Origin of the sequence: Micromonospora sp. NPDC048868, from assembly GCF_043198195.1 — a bacterium.
Lineage (GTDB): Bacteria > Actinomycetota > Actinomycetes > Mycobacteriales > Micromonosporaceae > Micromonospora > Micromonospora reichwaldensis.
Map to the genome: position 1 here is coordinate 1 of NZ_JBICUN010000036.1, position 17,941 is coordinate 17,941.

At 74.2% G+C, this 17,941-nt stretch carries 15 protein-coding genes; 6 read left to right on the forward strand and 9 right to left on the reverse strand.

The window, feature by feature from the left end:
- Nucleotides 1-86: 86 nt before the first annotated feature.
- Nucleotides 87-1,034 (reverse strand): NUDIX hydrolase, encoded by a 948-nt coding sequence (locus ACGFNF_RS30230; RefSeq protein WP_357579178.1) that lies wholly within the window; start codon nt 1,032-1,034, stop codon nt 87-89.
- Nucleotides 1,035-1,178: 144 nt separating this feature from the next.
- On the opposite strand from ACGFNF_RS30230, the gene ACGFNF_RS30235 reads away from it, so the two are divergent.
- Complete coding sequence (locus ACGFNF_RS30235) at nt 1,179-1,487, forward strand: PspC domain-containing protein (protein ID WP_393172327.1); 309 nt, start codon at nt 1,179-1,181, stop codon at nt 1,485-1,487.
- A 7-nt stretch (nt 1,488-1,494) separates the two neighbouring features.
- Here ACGFNF_RS30235 and guaA read toward each other — a convergent pair whose 3' ends face one another.
- Complete coding sequence (gene guaA, locus ACGFNF_RS30240) at nt 1,495-3,051, reverse strand: glutamine-hydrolyzing GMP synthase (RefSeq protein ID WP_393172329.1); 1,557 nt, start codon at nt 3,049-3,051, stop codon at nt 1,495-1,497.
- Between the two features lie 296 nt (nt 3,052-3,347).
- Here guaA and ACGFNF_RS30245 point away from each other — a divergent pair, with 296 nt between their 5' ends.
- A complete protein-coding gene (locus tag ACGFNF_RS30245; protein WP_393172331.1) occupies nt 3,348-4,046 on the forward strand; it encodes a bacteriorhodopsin in 699 nt (232 codons plus the stop codon).
- A gap of 4 nt (nt 4,047-4,050) precedes the next feature.
- Nucleotides 4,051-5,103: a Brp/Blh family beta-carotene 15,15'-dioxygenase gene (locus ACGFNF_RS30250; protein ID WP_393172333.1), complete on the forward strand. Its 1,053-nt coding sequence runs from the start codon at nt 4,051-4,053 to the stop codon at nt 5,101-5,103.
- Between the two features lie 14 nt (nt 5,104-5,117).
- Here ACGFNF_RS30250 and ACGFNF_RS30255 read toward each other — a convergent pair whose 3' ends face one another.
- Complete coding sequence (locus ACGFNF_RS30255; RefSeq protein WP_393172335.1) at nt 5,118-6,815, reverse strand: FAD-dependent oxidoreductase; 1,698 nt, start codon at nt 6,813-6,815, stop codon at nt 5,118-5,120.
- Nucleotides 6,816-6,951: 136 nt separating this feature from the next.
- On the opposite strand from ACGFNF_RS30255, the gene ACGFNF_RS30260 reads away from it, so the two are divergent.
- A complete protein-coding gene (locus tag ACGFNF_RS30260) occupies nt 6,952-8,076 on the forward strand; it encodes an LCP family protein (RefSeq protein WP_393172337.1) in 1,125 nt (374 codons plus the stop codon).
- A 6-nt stretch (nt 8,077-8,082) separates the two neighbouring features.
- Here the strand turns inward: ACGFNF_RS30260 and ACGFNF_RS30265 are convergent, their stop codons facing one another.
- The 4 genes from ACGFNF_RS30265 to guaB form a co-directional block, all read right to left on the reverse strand.
- Nucleotides 8,083-9,549: a M1 family metallopeptidase gene (locus ACGFNF_RS30265; protein WP_393172339.1), complete on the reverse strand. Its 1,467-nt coding sequence runs from the start codon at nt 9,547-9,549 to the stop codon at nt 8,083-8,085.
- Between the two features lie 155 nt (nt 9,550-9,704).
- Complete coding sequence (locus tag ACGFNF_RS30270) at nt 9,705-11,114, reverse strand: M1 family metallopeptidase (RefSeq protein ID WP_393172341.1); 1,410 nt, start codon at nt 11,112-11,114, stop codon at nt 9,705-9,707.
- A gap of 49 nt (nt 11,115-11,163) precedes the next feature.
- Entirely contained in the window at nt 11,164-12,282 is a 1,119-nt protein-coding gene (locus ACGFNF_RS30275) for a GuaB3 family IMP dehydrogenase-related protein (RefSeq protein ID WP_357579187.1), read from the reverse strand.
- Between the two features lie 29 nt (nt 12,283-12,311).
- Nucleotides 12,312-13,874 carry an IMP dehydrogenase gene (gene guaB, locus ACGFNF_RS30280; protein ID WP_311410773.1) on the reverse strand — a complete coding sequence of 521 codons (1,563 nt, stop codon included), beginning with the start codon at nt 13,872-13,874 and terminating at the stop codon, nt 12,312-12,314.
- A gap of 185 nt (nt 13,875-14,059) precedes the next feature.
- On the opposite strand from guaB, the gene ACGFNF_RS30285 reads away from it, so the two are divergent.
- Complete coding sequence (locus ACGFNF_RS30285) at nt 14,060-14,470, forward strand: DUF5319 domain-containing protein (protein ID WP_393172344.1); 411 nt, start codon at nt 14,060-14,062, stop codon at nt 14,468-14,470.
- Nucleotides 14,471-14,502: 32 nt separating this feature from the next.
- Here the strand turns inward: ACGFNF_RS30285 and ACGFNF_RS30290 are convergent, their stop codons facing one another.
- A complete protein-coding gene (locus ACGFNF_RS30290; protein ID WP_357579189.1) occupies nt 14,503-15,327 on the reverse strand; it encodes a LuxR C-terminal-related transcriptional regulator in 825 nt (274 codons plus the stop codon).
- A gap of 252 nt (nt 15,328-15,579) precedes the next feature.
- On the opposite strand from ACGFNF_RS30290, the gene ACGFNF_RS30295 reads away from it, so the two are divergent.
- Entirely contained in the window at nt 15,580-15,963 is a 384-nt protein-coding gene (locus ACGFNF_RS30295) for a WhiB family transcriptional regulator (RefSeq protein WP_089003203.1), read from the forward strand.
- Nucleotides 15,964-16,143: 180 nt separating this feature from the next.
- On the opposite strand, the gene groL is transcribed toward ACGFNF_RS30295, so the two are convergent.
- Complete coding sequence (groL, locus tag ACGFNF_RS30300; RefSeq protein WP_151456655.1) at nt 16,144-17,790, reverse strand: chaperonin GroEL; 1,647 nt, start codon at nt 17,788-17,790, stop codon at nt 16,144-16,146.
- Between the last annotated feature and the right edge of the window lie 151 nt (nt 17,791-17,941).

Here is a 17,941-nt window from a genome sequence, read left to right on the forward strand (position 1 = left end):
GCACGAAGCCAGTCAGGGCAAGAGTCACGTCCGCTGCCACCAGCCATCAGCCCATCACCTTCGGGCCGACCCGGCCAGCCTCACAGTCAGGCCAGGCGGGCGGCCTGGACGGCTTCCGCCGTCACCTCGGTCAGGCGGTCGGTGGGGAGGGCGCCCAGCTCGTCGCGGCCGAACCAGCGGGCCTCGCAGGTGGAGCCGCCGACGTCGGCGACGGTGGGCGGGGCCGGCTTGTCGACCACGACCCGGTAGAAGGCGCGGACGCCGTGCCAGTCGATCGGGTAGCCCTCGGGGCCGAGGGAGGCCGCGTCCCGGTGGCTGGCCACCCCGAGCAGCTCGACGAGGCGCCCGGTCTGCCCGGTCTCCTCGACCAGCTCCCGGATCAGGGCGGCGCCGGGCTGCTCGCCGTAGTCGGTGCCGCCGCCGGGCAGGTGCCAGCAGCCCGCGCCCGGGTAGCCGTCGGAGACCCGGGTGAGCAGCACCCGGTCGTCCGGGTCGGTCACCACGGCGTACGCAGCGAAGCGCTGGGCCCGGTGCAGCCCGTCGGGGCCGGGCACGGCGTAGAACGAGGGGAACTCCGGCGCCTCGTCCGGGACGATGTCGGCGGACGAGGCGGGCAAACCCAGGGCGCGCGCGGTGAACGACCGCAGCGGCAGCTCGCGGGCCTCCGCCGGGGTGAACCAGCGAACCAGGTCGGTGGGCCGGTCGACCCGGTCGGCGAGCGTCCCGCCCCGGACCGAGACCTGGTAGATCAGGCGGTCGGTGTGGATGGTGATGCCCCGCTCCGGCAGCGCCCGCATGTCGGCGAGCACGTCGTGCAGGCCCGCGACGGTGACGGAGAGGCCGGTCTCGGCGGCGGTCTCCCGGACGACGGTGTGGTGGGGATCCTCACCGTGGTCGACCGCCCCGCCGGGCAGCGACCACGTGCCGGGGGTGCCGGAGCGCTCCGATGCGCGGACCAGCAACACCCGGCCGACTGAATCAGCACAAACTGCGTATGCCGCGATCCTGCGGAGCGGCTCCAGCATGGTGGTCACGGGGGCAAATTCTCCCCGGCCCGGGTTACCTCCATCGAAAAGAGTCAGATTCCTGACTGAATGCTCGCGCCTCAGGGGCGGGTCAGGGTAGGGATCCGGGCGGTCACCGAGGACGGCCCGACGACCGGCGCGGACCGTGGAGACATGACCTACACCGCCCCTCCCCAGCCCCCGTACAAGCAGCTCCGTCGCCCCGTCACGGACCGGATGGTCGCCGGAGTGGCCAGCGGCCTCGGCCGGTACTTCGCCGTCGACCCCACCCTGGTCCGGGTGGTCTTCGCGGTCACCGGCCTGCTCACCGGCGGGCTCGCGCTGCTCGCGTACCCGATCATGTGGTTCCTGATGCCCGAGGAGCCGGCCGACGCGCCCGCCTGGCCGCACCCGGCGCAGGCCCCGCCGCCCACGGTGGCGCAGCCGACCGTGGCGCCGCCGACCTACCCGCCGGCGGCGTGAGGCGGGATCACTCCCACTCGATCGTGCCCGGCGGCTTGCTCGTGACGTCCAGCACCACGCGGTTGACCTCGGCGACCTCGTTGGTGATCCGGGTGGAGATCCGCGCCACCACCTCGTAGGGCAGCCGGGACCAGTCGGCGGTCATGGCGTCCTCGCTGGAGACGGGCCGCAGCACCACGGGGTGCCCGTAGCTGCGGCCGTCGCCCTGCACGCCGACGCTGCGCACGTCGGCCAGGAGCACGACCGGGAACTGCCAGACGCCCCGGTCCAGGCCGGCGGCGGTCAGCTCCTCGCGGGCGATCAGGTCGGCCCGCCGGAGCAGGTCGAGCCGCTCCCGGTCGACCGCGCCGATGATCCGGATGGCCAGGCCCGGGCCCGGGAACGGGTGCCGCCAGACCATCGCCTCGGGCAGGCCGAGCTGGAGGCCGAGCGCCCGGACCTCGTCCTTGAACAGCGTGCGCAGCGGCTCGACCAGTGCGAACTTCAGGTCCTCCGGCAGGCCGCCGACGTTGTGGTGGCTCTTGATGTTGGCGGTGCCGGTGCCGCCGCCGGACTCCACGACGTCCGGGTAGAGGGTGCCCTGGACGAGGAACTCGACGTCGCCGTGGGCGGCGACCTCCCGCGCCGCGGCCTCGAAGACCCGGATGAACTCCCGACCGATGATCTTGCGCTTCTGCTCCGGGTCGGTGACCCCGGCCAGGGCGCCGAGGAACCGGTCGGCCGCGTCGACCACCTTGAGCTTGATGCCGGTGGCGGCGACGTAGTCCTTCTCCACCTGCTCGGCCTCGCCGGCGCGCAGCAGGCCGTGGTCGACGAAGACGCAGGTGAGCTGGTCGCCGACGGCCCTGTGCACCAGCGCGGCGGCGACGGCCGAGTCGACCCCGCCGCTCAGGCCGCAGATGACCTCCTTGTCGCCGACCTGCTCGCGGATCCGGGCGACCTGCTCGTCGATGATGTTCTCGGGCGTCCAGGTCGGCGCGATGCCGGCGATGTCGTGCAGGAAGCGGCGCAGCATCTCCTGGCCGTGCGCGGTGTGCCCGACCTCCGGGTGGAACTGCACGCCGGCCCGGCGGCCGGCGACGTCCTCGAACGCGGCGACCGGCGCCCCCGCCGACTCGGCGGTGACCGTGAAGCCCTCGGGGGCCTCGGTCACGCAGTCGCCGTGGCTCATCCAGACCGGCAGGTCGGCCGGCAGGTCGCGGAGCAGCACGCCCGGGTCGAGCAGGCGGGGGCGCAGCGGGGTGCCGCCGTACTCGCGGTTGCCGGTGCGGGCCACCGTGCCGCCGAGCGCCTGGGCCATCGCCTGGAAGCCGTAGCAGATGCCGAAGACCGGCACCCCGGCGGAGAACATGCCGGCGTCGATCTGCGGGGCACCCGGCGCGTAGACGCTGGACGGGCCGCCGGAGAGGATGATCGCCGCTGGGTCCTTCGCCAGCATCTCGGCGACCGGCATCGAGTGCGGCACGATCTCGGAATAGACGTTGGCCTCACGCACCCGACGCGCGATGAGCTGGGCGTACTGGGCTCCGAAGTCCACCACGAGGACGGGGCGAGGCGTGCTCATGGCAGCAAATCCTACCGACGGCACCGCCGCGTCCCCCGCCGGTCCGCCCCCACGCCGCCGTCGCGGCGGAGGTGACGTCGGCCACCGTACGGACGGTCGGGCGCGCCACCGCCCTTCCGGGGGGAGCTGTTAGACCTATATGCGCCTTTTGACGCGTATACGGTGTCCGTACCGCCCGCTGCCGGCGTACGCACGGGACTCGACGGGTTCGGGCGGCTGCCCGGCCGTACGCCCGGGGTCGTCAGCAGCGGCAGCCGGCGGGCGCGGGGGCGCCGGGAGCCGGCCGGAGGGTGGGCATGACCGAGTGGTGGCTGTGGATGTACGTCGCCGCCATGGCGGGCGGGGTCGTGCTGTTCATCCGGTGGCGCGCGGACCCGCGGGGCGTCCCGCGCAGCGAGTACCGGGTGGCGATCGCCATCCCGCTCTGGTCCGGCTCCTGGTACCTGCTCATGGCGCTGGGCGGCGGACGCACGGAGGTGGCCGGCCACACGCTCTACTGGGCGCGGTACGTCGACTGGGTGGTCACCGCCCCACTGTTGCTGGTGGCCCTGATGCTGACCGCGACGCACTCCCTGCCCGGACGCTGCTGGCGGCTGATGGGCGTCCTCGCCGGGGCGAACGTGGTGGTGATCCTCAGCGGCCTGTTCGCCGACCTCACGGCCGACGGCGCGGCCCGCTACACCCTGTACGCGATCGGGGTGCTGGCCCTGCTCGCGGTCTACGCCCTGATCTGGGGACCGCTGCGCGCCCACGCGCACCGCCAGCCGGAAGAGATCGCGGGGGTGTACACGGAGGCCGCGCTGCTGCTCAGCGCGCTCTGGGCGGGCTATCCCGTGTTCTGGATCCTCGGTCCGTCCGGGGTCGGCCTGTTCAGTTCCGCCACCACCAGCCTGCTCCTCGTCGTGCTGTCCATCGTGTCGAAGGTGGGCTGGAGCATCCTCGATCTCGGCCGGCTACGCGCCCTGTCCGCCCGTGGCCGGCTCACGGTCGTCTGACCCGGTGTCCGGGGTCGGCCCCCGGGTGCCGGCGGAGGACGGCCGCGCACCCGCCCGGACCCGACGACCGCCGACGCCCGCGACCGGCGCGACGGAGGGCCCGGGGCGGCCGGACCGGCTGCTGCGAGGTGCCGGGACCGCCTCGCAGTTCACGCTCGGCGGGCTGCTGGCGCTGGCGCCGCTGATCGGCGCCGCCGGGCCGGGCGGCTCACCGGCCTTCCTGGTCGCGGGGCTGCTCCTCGGGCTGCCGCACGGCGCGGTCGACCATCTCGTGCCGGCCCGGCTGTCGGCGCGCGCCCGGCCGCTGGCGGCGCGCGTGGCGCTGCTGGTGGTCTACACCGCCGTGGCCGGTGCCGGGCTGGTGGCCTTCCGGGCCGCACCGGACCTGGCGCTGGTCGGGTTCCTCCTCGTGTCGGTCGTCCACTTCGGCACCGCCGACGTGGCGTTCCACGCCGAGCGGGACCGCCGGCCGGTCCGGGCGAGGGTGCCGGCCGTGCTCGCGTACGGGGGACCGCCGGTGGTCGTCCCGTTGGCGCTGTGGCGGGACCAGGTCGACCCGCTGCTGGCGGCGGTGGCGCCTCGGGCACCGGCGCTGCTCACCGTCGAGGTGCGCGCGCTGGCCCTGGCCACCGTGCTGGGCGCGGTCGCGGTCACCGCGATCCGGGAGGCCCGCGCCGGACGCGCCCGCGACGCCGTCGAGCCCGTCCTCCTCGTCGGGCTGTTCGGCACCGTGCCGCCGGCCCTGGCCGTGGGGGCGTACTTCGCGGCCTGGCACTCCTGCCGCCACGTCGCCCGGCTGCTGCGGCACGACCCGCGCAACACGGCCGACCTGGCGGCCGGACGGGTCGGACCGCCGCTGCGGCGCTTCGCCCGGCAGGCGGCGGCTCCCACGGCGGTGGCCGTCGCCGCGCTGATCGCCCTGGTCGCCTGGCCCGGCCACCGGTCGGACCCGCTGCCCGCGACGTTCGCCGTGCTGGCCGCGCTGACCCTCCCGCACGCGGTGCTGGTCGCCTGGGCGGACCGACGCGCGCGGGAGCCCTCAGGCCGGACACGTTGACCGCGGGGCCCTGGTCAGCTGCGCAGGGCGCCGGGGGCGTCGGCCGGCACCGCCGGGCGGCGCGGTGGCACCGGCTCCAGCCGGCGGTACGGCTCACCGAGCGGCGGCCTCGGGTCCGCGTCGCCCCTGTTGGGCCAGAAGGACATCGCGCGTTCCGCCTGGGCGGTGATGGTCAGCGACGGATTCACCCCGAGGTTCGCCGAGACCGCCGCGCCGTCGACCACGTGCAGCCCCGGGTGGCCGAACACCCGGTGCCACGGGTCGATCACGCCGTCGGCCGGGGTGGCGCCGATCACCGCCCCGCCGAGGATGTGGGCGGTCATCGGGATGTCGAACGGCTCGGTCAGGGCGCCGCCGGGCGTACCGCCGATCTCCTCGGCCAGCAGGCGGGCCGCCTGGTTGCCGGCCGGGATCCAGGTCGGGTTGGGCGCGCCGTGACCCGGCCCGGAGACCAGGTGCCGGCCGAACAGGCCGCGCCGCAGCCGGGTGGTCAGCGAGTTGTCCACCGACTGCATGACCAGGGCGATCACCGTCCGCTCCGACCAGCCGCGCACCGACAGCAGCCGGGCCGCCGTGCCGGGCTGGCGCAGCAGGACCCCCAGCCAGCGGCGGACCCGGCGCGGCCCGCCGTCGACCAGCAGCGACTGGAGCAGGCCCATCGCGTTCGAGCCCCGGCCGTAGCGGACCGGCTCCACGTGGGTCTGCGGGTCGGGGTGGAACGAGCTGGTGATCGCCACCCCCTCGGTGAAGTCGAGCCCCTGGGCGCGGGCCTGCCGGCGGGGCACCGAGGCGCCGAGGATCGCCTCCGAGTTGGTCCGGGTCAGCTCGCCGAGGCGGGGCGAGAGCGCGGGCAGGGCACCCTCCGCCTTCATCGCGTGCAGCAGCCGCTGGGTGCCGAGCGCGCCGGCCGCGAAGACCACCTGGTCGGCGTGGATCACCTGCTGCCGCGCGCGCAGCCAGGCCCCCGTGCGCACCGTGTGCACCGCGTATCCGCCGTCGCCGGCCGGGCGGACGGCCGTGACCGTCGTCAGCGGGTGCACCCGCGCGCCGAGTCGCTCGGCCAGCCAGAGATAGTTCTTGACCAGCGTGTTCTTCGCGCCCTGCCGGCAGCCGGTCATGCACGCGCCGCAGTGCGTGCAGCCGGTGCGCTCCGGCCCGGCGCCACCGAAGTAGGGGTCGGTGGCCCGCTGGCCGGGGCGGCCGATGAACACGCCGACCGGGGTGGCGTGGTGGGTGTGCCCCACCCCCATCCGGTCGGCCACCGCCCGCATCGCCCGGTCCGCGCGGGTGACGAGCGGGTACGTGGTGGCGCCGAGCATCCGCTTCGCCTGGTCGTAGTGGCCGGCCAGCTCGTCGCGCCAGTCGGTGACGTCCCGCCACTGCGGGTCGGTGTAGAAGGCGTCCAGCGGCTCGTAGAGGGTGTTGGCGTAGACCAGTGAGCCGCCGCCGACCCCGGCGCCGGAGAGCACCAGCACGCCGCCGCCGGCCTTCCGGTCGGCCGGACGCAGCAGGGTGAGCCGCTGGAGGCCGTAACAGCCGAGGCGGGGCGCCCACAGGAAGCGCCGCAGCCGCCAGGAGGTCTGCGGGAACTCGTCGTCGGCGAAGCGACGCCCGGCCTCCAGCACCCCGACCGAGTAGCCCTTCTCGGCCAGCCGGAGCGCGGTGACGCTGCCGCCGAAGCCGGACCCGATGACGAGCACGTCGTACCGCATGACCGCATCATTACCGCTCGGTAGCCATCGCGCCAGCGCCCGATTTCGCGGGATCATGCTCCGGTCCACGATCCCGGGGGCGCCCGCCCACAACTCGGCGCCCCCGTCGAGGCGTTGTCATCACCGGGGGTGTCGCATGACTCAGCGGACAGGGGCGCCACGCCCACGATGGGTGCTGGGGCTGGCCGCCCTGGCGGCCGTGGTCCTGGTGGCCGTGGGCGCCCTGGTGGTCACCCGGCTCGTCCGCGACGACGGGCCGCGGCGCGCGATCGGGCCGACGGGCGCCACCGGGACGCCGCAGGCGAGCCCCACCCCGAGCCCGAGCCCGACCGCGACGCCGGGCGCCGGCATCACCGGCCCGCTCAACCTCCTGCTCGTCGGGGTGGACACCCGGGTCAGCGTGCCGGGCTGGGAGCCGCACGGCGACGCCGTGCTGGTGCTGCACGTGCCGAAGGGACTCGACCGGGCGTACCTCTTCTCCCTCCCCCGCGACCTGCTTGTCGACATCCCGGCCTTCCCGAAGGCCGGCTACCGCGGCGGCAGGACCAAGCTCACCCACGCGATGAGCTACGGCAGCCGGGTGCCCGGCAAGCCGAAGCAGCCGAGCACCGCCCAGGGGTACGAGCTGCTGCGCAGCACGGTCAGCGGCTACACGGGGCTGCGCTTCGACGCCGGCGCGGTGCTCACCTTCAACGGCTTCGACCGGCTGGTGGACAGCCTCGGCGGGGTGGACCTCTACGTCGACCAGCGGGTCGTCTCGCTGCACCGCCGCCCCGACGGCCGGCACCGGGAACCCGCGCCGGGCGGTGGCGGCTACACCGGGCCGCAGATGGTCTACGAGAAGGGCGAGCGGCACCTCACCGGCTGGCAGGCGCTGGACTACGCCCGGCAGCGCTACGTCACCGGCGGTGGCTACGCCCGGCAGCGCCACCAGCAGCAGCTGATCAAGGCGCTGGCCACGAAGATCCTCGGCGAGGACCTGGCCCGGCAGCCGGAGCGCGTCCAGCAGGTGGTCGACGCGCTCGGCGACACCCTGGTCTACGCGGGCGGGCCGCGCGTCGTGGACGTCGCGTACGCCCTCGGCGGGCTCACGCCGGAGCGGTTCGTGCTTGTCGACCTGCCCGGCGCGGGCGTCGGCCGGGGCAGCGCCTACCGGGGCGAGGAGCTCACGCAGACCGGGCGGAAGTTCCTCACCGAGCTGCGCGCCGGCCGGGCCGACGCCTACCTCGCCGCCAACCCGAAGCTGCGCGTCACGCGCTGAGCGCCGTCACACCCGCCCGGGACGGTCCGGCCGCTGCTTGCCGTACAGCCACGCCTCGAAGAGGTCGTCGAGCTGCTTGCCCGAGACCCGCTCGGCCAGCGCGACGAACTCGGCAGTGGTCGCGTTCGCGTCGCGGTTCTGCGCCGCCCAGGTCTTCAGGATCTCGAAGAACGCCTTGTCGCCGACGGCCACCCGCAGCGCGTGCACGGTCATCCCGCCGCGCTGGTAGACCGACTCGCTGAACAGGTTCGGCACCCCCGGCTCGCCCGGCGGCGTCCGCCACACCTGGCCCGAGGAGCCCGCGTACCGGTCGTCGAACTCCTGCTGGGCGGTGCGCCCGCCGTCGTGCTCGGCCCACAGCCACTCGGCGTAGGTGGCCAGGCCCTCGTTGAGCCAGATGTCCTGCCACCTCGCCAGCGACACGCTGTTGCCGAACCACTGGTGCGCCATCTCGTGGGCGACCACGGCCGTGTTCTCGCCGCGGGAGAAGAAGCTCGCGGAGTAGACCGGGCGGCTCTGCGTCTCCAGGGCGTACCGGATCCGGGCGTCGGAGATCACCACGCCGCCGTACGCCTCGAACGGGTACGGCCCGAAGACGCTCTCCAGGTAGTCGGTCACCTCGACCGTGTCGGCGATCGACCGGTCCGCCGCGCCCGAGGGCAGGTCGGTGGTGACCGCGTGGAACACCGGCCGTCCCTTGTGCTCGCCCTCGGTGATCCGGAACTTCCCGATGACCACGGTGCTCAGGTAACTCGCCATCGGGCTGCGCTCGGCCCACTTCCAGGTGGTCCAGTCGCCGGTCGTGCTCTTTCCCGCCGGCACACCGTTGCTGACCGCCGTCAGCCCCTTCGGCACGGTGATCTCGAAGTCGTAGGTGGCCTTGTCCGAGGGATGGTCGTTGACGGGGAACCACGTGCTCGCCGACTCGGGCTGGCCGAGCGCGATCGCCCCCTCGTCGGTGTGCAGGAAGCCGCCGCTGCCGAGGACCTCGTTGCGCAGCGGCTCCGGCTTGCCGTCGTACGCGATCTCGACGACGAAGCCGTTGCCCGCGATCAGACCACGGGCCGGGGTCACGACCAGCTCGTCGCCCTTGCGGCCGTGCTTCGCCGGGGCCCCGTCCACCGTCACGGACCGCACGGTCAGCCCGGCCAGGTCCAGGTTGAACGCGGACAGGTCGCCGGTCGCCGCCGCCTGCACGGTGGTGGTTCCGGTCAACCGGTCCTCCGCCGGGTCGTAGCGCACCTTGACCGTGTAGCGGCTGACGTCGTACCCGCCGTTGCCGTAGGTCGGGAAGTAGGCGTCGCCGACGCCGGCCGCGCCGAGGAGGAACTGGCGCGGCGCGGCCGGCGCGGCCGGCGCGGCGGAGCTCGGGGCCGGAGCCGGGTCCTCGGCCGACCCGCAGCCGGCCAGCCCCAGCATCCCGGCCAGCAACAGGCCGGTGCCCGCGCACAGCGTCCGCCGCGACAGCGTCATCGCCTCTTCTCCTCCCTGCGTCGCCGGCTGCCCCACCGGCGAGCGTGGTGGACCCGCGCCGGCCGGTGCCGCCGGCCCCGCCGCACGGGGCGGGCGGGCAGGCGGTGCCGCGCCGGGTCCGGCCGCAGCCTACCGAGCGCCGACGGGGAGCCGCGTCAGGGCAGGGCGGGGGCGCTCCCACCGACGAGCCAGGCGTCGAAGAACGGGCGCAGGGGCTTGCCGGCGACCCGCTCGGCCAGGGCGATCAGGTCGTCGGTGGTGGCGTTGCCGTCGCGCCGCTCGGCCGTCCAGGTCCGCAGGATGCGGAAGAACGTCTCGTCGCCGACCGTGCGGCGCAGCGCGTGCACGGCGAGCGCGCCACGCTTGTAGACGGCCGCGCCGAACAACCGGGACCGTCCGGGATCGACGGACGGCCGGGACCAGTCGGTCGCGGCGTACTCCAGCTCGAAGTTGCGCTGCGCGGTGCGGCCGCCGTCGTGCTCCTCCCACAGCCACTCCGCGTAGCTGGCGAAGCCCTCGTTGAGCCAGATGTCGCTCCACCGGCTCAGCGCCACGCTGTTGCCGAACCACTGGTGGGCCAGCTCGTGCGCGACCACCCCCGGGTTGGGGCGCCCGCCCCGGAAGAAGCCCGGCCCGTAGACCGGCCGGGACTGGGTCTCCAGCGCGTAGCCGATCCGGTCGTCGGTGACCACGACCCCGCCGTAGGAGTCGAACGGGTACGGCCCGAAGCGGCTGGCCAGGAAGTCGGCGATCTCGCCGGTGCGGGCCAGCGAGGCGGCCGCCGGCCCGTCCTCCGGCAGGCTCGCCGGCACCGCCGTGACCATCGGCCTGCCGGCGTGCGTGCCGCTGCGCACCCGGTAGTCGCCGATCACCAGGGTCGTGAGGTAGCTGGCCATCGGCGACCGCTCGGCCCAGCGCCAGGTGGTCCAGCCGCCGGCGCTGGTCCGCTCCCCCGGCACCCCGTTGCTCAGCGCGGCCAGCCCGTCCGGGACGGTCACCTCGATGTCGTACGTGGCCTTGTCGGACGGGTGGTCGTTGACCGGGAACCAGGTGGCCGCCGACCAGGGCTGGCCGAGGGCGATCGCGCCGTCGTCGGTGTGCAGGAAGCCGCCGCTGCCGAGCTGCCCGTCGGCCCTGGCCGCCGGCACGCCGGAGTAGTCCACCTCGACCACGAACCGGGCGCCCCGGGCAAGGCCGTCGCGCGGGGTGACCACCAGCTCGTCGCCGTCGCGGGCGGACCCGGCCGGTCGGCCGTCGACGGCCACCCGCGACACGTCCAGCCCGGCGAGGTCCAGGTTGAACCGGGACAGCCCGGTGGTCGCGGTGGCCGTCAGCGCGGCCCGCCCGGCGAGCCGGTCGGTCGCCGGGTCGTAGCGGACCGCGAGCCGGTAGCCCGCGACGTCGTAGCCGCCATTGCCGGCCCCCGGGACGTACGGGTCGCCGAGGTCGGCCGCCCCGGGCCGGAGGCCGCCCCGCTCGCCGCCGCTCGTGCAGGCCGGGGAGAGCAGGGCCGCGACGACGGCGACGGCGAGCGCGGGGCGGATCCGACGGCGGGTACGACGCACCGGCCGAGCCTATCGGCGCGGCCGGTGCGGGTGGTGCTGCTTGCGCAGGTCAGCGGTCGAGGACCAGGCCGACCTTCTGGAACTCCTTCAGGTCGCGGTAGCCGCACTTGGCCATCGCGCGGCGCAGGCCACCGAAGAGGTTGAGCTGGCCGTCCGGCTCGTCGGCCGGGCCGAAGAGCAGCTGCTCCATCGAGCCGAGCGGGTCGCCGGCGGTCTCGAACGCGCCCCGGGGCAGCGACGGGTGGCTGGCGGCGGAGTGCCACCAGGCGCCACCGGCCGGCGCCTCGGCGCAGAGCGACAACGGCTCGCCGAGCATCACCGCGTCGGCGCCGCAGCCGAGCGCCTTGGCGATGTCGCCCGAGGTCTCGATGTCGCCGTCGGCGATCAGGTGCACGTACCGGCCGCCGGTCTCGTCGAGGTAGTCCCGGCGGGCCGCCGCCGCGTCGGCGATCGCGGTCGCCATCGGCACCCGGATGCCCAGCACCGACTCGGTGGTGGACCACTCGTCGCCGCCGATGCCGACGATGACGCCGGCCGCCCCCGTACGCATCAGGTGCAGCGCGGTCTTGTAGTCGGTGCAGCCGCCGACGACGACCGGGAGGTCCAGGTCGGCGATGAACTCCTTGAGGTTGAGCGGCTCGTCGGTGGTCGAGACGTGCTCGGCGGAGACGATGGTGCCCTGGATGACGAGGATGTCGACGCCGGCGTCGAGGATCACCGGGGCCAGCGCCAGGGTGTGCTGCGGGGAGACCCGCACCGCCACCGTGCCGCCGCCGGCGCGCAGCTCGCGGACCCGCTCGGCGATCAGGTCGGGGCGGATCGGCTCCGCGTAGACCTCCTGGAGCCGCTTGGTGGCGCGGGCGTCCTCGTCGAGCCCGGACAGCTCCTCCAGGACCTTGGTCGGGTTCTCGTAGCGGGTCCACAGGCCCTCGACGTTGAGCACGCCGAGGCCGCCGAGCTGGCCGAGCCGGACGGCGGAGGCCGGGCTCATCGTCGCGTCCGACGGGTGCCCGACGCAGGGGATGCCGAACTGGTACGCGTCGAGCTGCCAGGCGGTGGAGACGTCGTCGACGTCCCGGGTCCGGCGGCTCGGCACGATGGCGATGTCGTCCAGGTGGTAGCCGCGCTGCGCGGTCTTGCCCAGCCCGATCTCGACCACGTCACGCATGGGGGACTCCAGTTGTCGCAGGGGGATGGTCAGCGGGAGTGGTAGTTGGGCGCCTCGACCGTCATCTGGATGTCGTGCGGGTGGCTCTCCTTGAGCCCCGCCGCCGTGATCCGGATGAGCTGACCGCGGCGGTGCAGCTCGGGGATGCTCTCCGCGCCGACGTACCCCATCGCCGCGCGCAGCCCACCGGTCAGCTGGTGGGCGACCGCGGACAGCGGGCCCCGGTAGGGCACCTGGCCCTCCACGCCCTCGGGAACCAGCTTGTCCTCGGCGAGCACGTCCTGCTGGAAGTAGCGGTCCTTGGAGTAGGACTTGCCCTGGCCCCGGGACTGCATCGCGCCGAGCGAGCCCATGCCCCGGTAGGCCTTGTACTGCTTGCCGTTGATGAAGATCAGCTCGCCGGGGCTCTCCTCGCAGCCGGCCAGCAGGCTGCCGAGCATCACCGTGTCGGCGCCCGCGACGAGCGCCTTGGCGATGTCGCCCGAGTATTGAATGCCGCCGTCGCCGATCACCGGGACGCCGGCCGGCCGCGCGGCCCGCGCGGCCTCCATGATCGCGGTGATCTGCGGTACGCCCACCCCGGCGACGATCCGGGTGGTGCAGATCGCGCCCGGCCCGACGCCGACCTTCACGCCGTCGGCGCCCGCCTCGACCAGCGCCCGGGCGCCGGCGTAGGTGGCGACGTTGCCGCCGACGATGTCGATGGTGACGTCCTTCTTGAGCTGGGCGACCATCTCCAGCACCGCCCGCTGGTGGCCGTGCGCGGTGTCGACGATCAGCACGTCGACGCCCGCGTCCACCAGCGCCCGCGCCCGCTTGTAGGCGTCGTCGCCCACCCCGACGGCGGCGGCGACCCGCAGCCGGCCGGCGTCGTCCTTTGTGGCGTTCGGGTACTGCTCGCTCTTGGTGAAGTCCTTGACCGTGATCAGGCCGCGCAGCCGGCCCGAGTCGTCGACGATCGGCAGCTTCTCGACCTTGTGCTGGCGCAGCAGGTCGAGCGCGTCCTCCTTGCGCACCCCGACCGGGGCGGTGACCAGCGGGGTGCGGGTCATGATCTGGTGGACCGGGGTGGCCGGGTCGGAGACGAACCGCATGTCGCGGTTGGTGACGATGCCGACGAGCTGGCCCTCGCCGTCCACGACGGGCACGCCGGAGATGCGGTAGCGCCCGCAGAGGGCGTCGACGTCGCGCAGGGTGTCGTCGGGGCTGGCGGTCACCGGGTTGGTGATCATGCCGGACTCGGAGCGCTTCACCAGGTCGACCTGGAGCGCCTGGTCCTCCAGGGAGAGGTTGCGGTGCAGCACGCCGATGCCGCCCTGCCGGGCCATGGCGATCGCCATCCGGGCCTCGGTCACCGTGTCCATCGCGCTGGAGAGCAGCGGGATGCTCAGGCTGATGTTGCGGGTCAGCTTCGTCACCGTGTTGACCCGGCTGGGCACGACGTCCGACTCGCCCGGCTGGAGCAGCACGTCGTCGAAGGTCAGCCCGAGCGGAACCACCCGGGCCGAGCCGGCGGGCAGCTCCGGCAGGTGGCCGCCCAGCTCGCCGCTGTCGGCGCCGGCCGGTAGATCGGTGCTGGGCGAAAATTCCACGATTGCTCCCCTGAGCTGCTCGGACGGGCTTCAGCGAGGTGGCGCGGGCGGGCACCGGCACACGCCGGGTGACGGGCGCGTCGTCCCATCGTACCCACCGGCACGGGCCGTCCCCGGGCGGTGGCAGCCCAGGTCACCGGTGGCGGGGGCGGACGCGGCCCTGGCGTTGGGTCTACGGTGAGGGGGTGCACGACGAGCCCATCGACCCCTTCAACGGCGACCCGGCTGATCCGGCCGCCGGCCTGCACGATCCGGGCGACGACGCCCCGCTCGACCCGCTGACCGACGTCGAGCGTCAGGACGTGCTGGAGGATCTCGCCGACCTGGAGATCTACCAGGCGCTGCTGGCGCCGATCGGGGTGCGCGGGCTGGTCATCGAGTGCGAGGACTGCCGGGAGCCGCACTACTTCGACTGGGACCTGCTGCGGGGCAACCTGCGCCACCTGCTCAGCTCGGGGCGTCCCCGGGTGCACGAGCCGGCCTACGACCCGGACCCGGACCACTACGTCACCTGGGACTACGCCCGTGGCTACGCCGACGGGGTGCACGACACGCTGACCGAGGGCACCGACGAGGAGCCCGAGCCGACCGCCTGACGACGGGTGCCGGCCGGTCGGGGTGCGGGGGCTCAGGCCACCAGGCCGGCGCGGAAACCGGCCGCCACCGCGTGCGCGCGGTCCCGCGCGCCGAGCTTGCGGAACAACCGCCGGGCGTGGGTCTTCACGGTGTCCTCCGAGACGAACAGCTCCCGGCCGATCTCGGCGTTGCTCTTGCCCTCCGCCATGCCCAGCAGCACCTGGAGTTCGCGTTCGGTGAGCCCGACCTGGGACCGGCCGCCGCGCGGGCCGGGTCCGGCCCGCCGCCCGGGGGGCGTGGCCTCGGCCGGCTCGTCGGCGGGCTCGGCCGGGTCGTCGCCGCGCTGCGACGGCACCACCGTCGGGGTGCCGCCCGGACCGTCGGGGGCCGTCGCCTGCCAGCCGGGTCCCGGTTCGGCCGCCGGCCGGCCGGCCGGGCCGGTACGGGCGGGACCGCCGACCGCCGCGGTGTCCCGGGCCGGGTCGGTGGCCGGGCGTCGGGCGGCCCGGCCGGGCGAGGAGAGCAGCAGCAGGGCCTTGGCCACCGCGCTGGTCAGGTCCTGGTCGACGCCCTGGATGAGGCCCCGGGCACCCGCGCTGATGGTGGCCGCGGCGGCCTCCGACTCCTCCGTGCCGAGCAGCAGCACGGAGGCCTGCGGCGCGCGGGCGAGCACCCGCCGGACGAAGCCCGCGCTGTCCGGCCGGGTGAGGGCCGTGTCCGCGAGCACCACGTCGGCCGGGCGCTCGGCCAGCCGCAACATCACCTCGGGGTCGGAGACAGCCGTCCGCACCACGGCGGACAGCCCGAGCCGTGCCGCCGCGGACGCCAGATACTGCGCCGCGAGCGGTGTCCGAACGCACACGAGAACCGTACGCACAGTGGTCTCCTCTCCGTCCAAGAGCAGACCATGACCGGGTCGGGTCGCGAGGGGGTTCGGGCAATCCTCCGAACTTTTCCGACAAGTGGGGCATATGCCGCCAGTTGCCGGAAGTTTTCGATCACAGGTGTGTGAGCCGGCAACGGCCCGGGTACGGAGGTCCCAGGCCGGAAACGGCGCGCCTGCGCGGACCGTCGCCCGGACGCCGATTCACCAGGATCTGCGCGGTGCCGCGCGGGAGGAGGGGTGCTGATGTCGAACGTACGCAGACTGCCCGGACCCATCGTCGACCTCTGGGACTGGCAGCGGCTCGGTGCCTGCCGGGGCCGGGACAGCGCTCAGTTCTTCCACCCGGACGGCGAGCGTGGCTCGTCCCGCCTGCGCCGGGAGTCCGGCGCGAAGGCCGTCTGCCGCGCCTGCCCCGTGCGGGCCGAGTGCGCCGCCCACGCCCTCGCCGTGCGCGAGCCGTACGGCGTGTGGGGCGGCTTCAGCGAGTCGGAGCGGCTGCGGCTGCTCGCCGTCGGCTGGGAGGACCTGGCCGACCGCCGCCAGAGCCGGGTCGACGTGGCCCGACTGGAGGCCCGCCTGGGCCAGCCGCACCGGTCGACCGTCCCCGCCCAGCGCAAGATCGCCTGAGCCGGCAACCTCCCCGAGACCACACCGACGCCGCGTCCCCGCCCGGGGACGCGGCGTCGCGGCGTTCCCGCCCGGGTTCGCGACGCACCGGCCGGTGGTCACGCCCCCCCTGCCCGCCGAAAGGCGTCGGGGCGCACCGTCACACGGACGGTGCGCCCCGACTGGGCGTACGGCGAGGGGTCAGAAGCCCGGGCCGTGCTGGTGGCCGTGGCCGTGGCTGTGGCCGTGCCCACCGGCGGCGGCCGGCTCGGCCTTCTCCGGCTTCTCCACCACGAGGCTCTCCGTGGTGAGCAGCAGGCCGGCGATCGACGCCGCGTTGGTGACCGCGTTGCGGGTCACCTTCACCGGGTCGACGATGCCGGACTTCGCCAGGTCGACATACTCGCCGGTGGCGGCGTCGAGGCCGTGGCCCCACTCCTTGCCGGCAACCTTCTGCACCACGACGTAGCCGTCGTGGCCGGCGTTCTGGGCGATCCAGCGCAGCGGCTCGACCAGCGACTTGCGCACGATCGAGACGCCGACCTTCTCGTCCCCGGTGAAGCCGAGGTCGTCGTCGAGCGCCGGCAGGATCTGCACCAGGGCGGCGCCGCCGCCGGGGACGGTGCCCTCCTCGACCGCGGCCTTGGTCGCGGCGATCGCGTCCTCGATGCGGTGCTTGCGCTCCTTCATCTCGACCTCGGTCGCGGCGCCGACCTTGATGACCGCGATGCCGCCGGACAGCTTGGCCAGCCGCTCGGCGAGCTTCTCCCGGTCCCAGTCGGAGTCCGAGGCCTCGATCTCCTTGCGGATCTGCGCGACCCGGTCGGCGACCTCGCTCGACTTGCCGCCGCCGTCGACGACCGTGGTGTTCTCCTTGTCGACCACCACGCGCCGGGCGGTGCCGAGCACCTCCAGGCCCACCTGGTCGAGCTTGTAGCCCAGCTCGGGCGCGACCAGCTCGGCGCCGGTGAGGATCGCCATGTCCTGGAGCATCGCCTTGCGCCGGTCACCGAAGCCGGGGGCCTTGACCGCGCAGACCTTGAGGGTCTTGCGGATCGAGTTGACCACCAGCGTCGACAGCGCCTGGCCGTCGACGTCCTCGGCGATGATCAGCAGCGGCTTGCTGTTCTGGAGGACCTTCTCCAGCAGCGGCAGCAGCTCCTCGATCGCCGAGATCTTCTGGGTCGTGATCAGGATGTACGGGTCCTCCAGGACCGACTCCTGCGACTCCATGTCGGTGACGAAGTTGGGCGAGATGAAGCCCTTGTCGAACTGGAGACCCTCGGTCACGTCCAGCTCGGTGTGCAGGGCGGAGCCCTCCTCGACGGTGATGACACCGTCGCGGCCGACCCTCTCCATCGCCTCGGCGATCAGCTCGCCGATCGTGGCGTCCTGCGCGGAGATCGTCGCGACGTGCGCGATCGACTTCTTGTCGGCGACCTCGACCGCGCGGCCGAGCAGCGCCTCGGAGACCTTGGCGGCCGCCGCGTCGATGCCCCGCTTGAGGCCGGCCGGGTTGGCGCCGGCCGTGACGTTGCGCAGGCCCTCGCGGACCATCGCCTGGGCCAGCACGGTGGCGGTGGTGGTCCCGTCGCCGGCGACGTCGTTGGTCTTGGTCGCCACCTCCTTGACCAGCTGCGCACCGAGGTTCTCGTAGGGGTTGGTGAGCTCGATCTCCTTGGCGATGGTCACGCCGTCGTTGGTGATCGTGGGCACACCGAACTTCTTGTCCAGGACGACGTTGCGCCCGCGCGGGCCGAGGGTGACCTTGACCGCGTCCGCGAGGGCGTTGACACCGTGCTCGAGCAGGTGCCGGGCGTCGTCCGAGAAGCTCAGGATCTTCGCCATGAATGTCCCTTCGAAGCGACGTCGCCCCCGCCCCGCGCGCCGGACCCGGGCGGCCCCACAGATAGGGTGGTTTAGTAGAGATTTCCCCGCGGTCGGGGCGGGGGGGGAGCCCCCGGTTCTACACCCCCGCGGACATAACCCCGGTGCCCCC

What these genes read in the sequence shown, in the direction of transcription:
- ACGFNF_RS30260 (WP_393172337.1), top strand. Translation starts at nt 6,952, where the DNA reads ATGACTCAGCGGACAGGGGCGCCACGCCCACGATGGGTGCTGGGGCTG.
- guaA (WP_393172329.1), bottom strand. Translation starts at nt 3,051, where the DNA reads ATGAGCACGCCTCGCCCCGTCCTCGTGGTGGACTTCGGAGCCCAGTAC.
- ACGFNF_RS30255 (WP_393172335.1), bottom strand. Translation starts at nt 6,815, where the DNA reads ATGCGGTACGACGTGCTCGTCATCGGGTCCGGCTTCGGCGGCAGCGTC.
- ACGFNF_RS30295 (WP_089003203.1), top strand. Translation starts at nt 15,580, where the DNA reads ATGTCGAACGTACGCAGACTGCCCGGACCCATCGTCGACCTCTGGGAC.
- groL (WP_151456655.1), bottom strand. Translation starts at nt 17,790, where the DNA reads ATGGCGAAGATCCTGAGCTTCTCGGACGACGCCCGGCACCTGCTCGAG.
- ACGFNF_RS30265 (WP_393172339.1), bottom strand. Translation starts at nt 9,549, where the DNA reads ATGACGCTGTCGCGGCGGACGCTGTGCGCGGGCACCGGCCTGTTGCTG.
- ACGFNF_RS30245 (WP_393172331.1), top strand. Translation starts at nt 3,348, where the DNA reads ATGACCGAGTGGTGGCTGTGGATGTACGTCGCCGCCATGGCGGGCGGG.
- ACGFNF_RS30275 (WP_357579187.1), bottom strand. Translation starts at nt 12,282, where the DNA reads ATGCGTGACGTGGTCGAGATCGGGCTGGGCAAGACCGCGCAGCGCGGC.
- ACGFNF_RS30235 (WP_393172327.1), top strand. Translation starts at nt 1,179, where the DNA reads ATGACCTACACCGCCCCTCCCCAGCCCCCGTACAAGCAGCTCCGTCGC.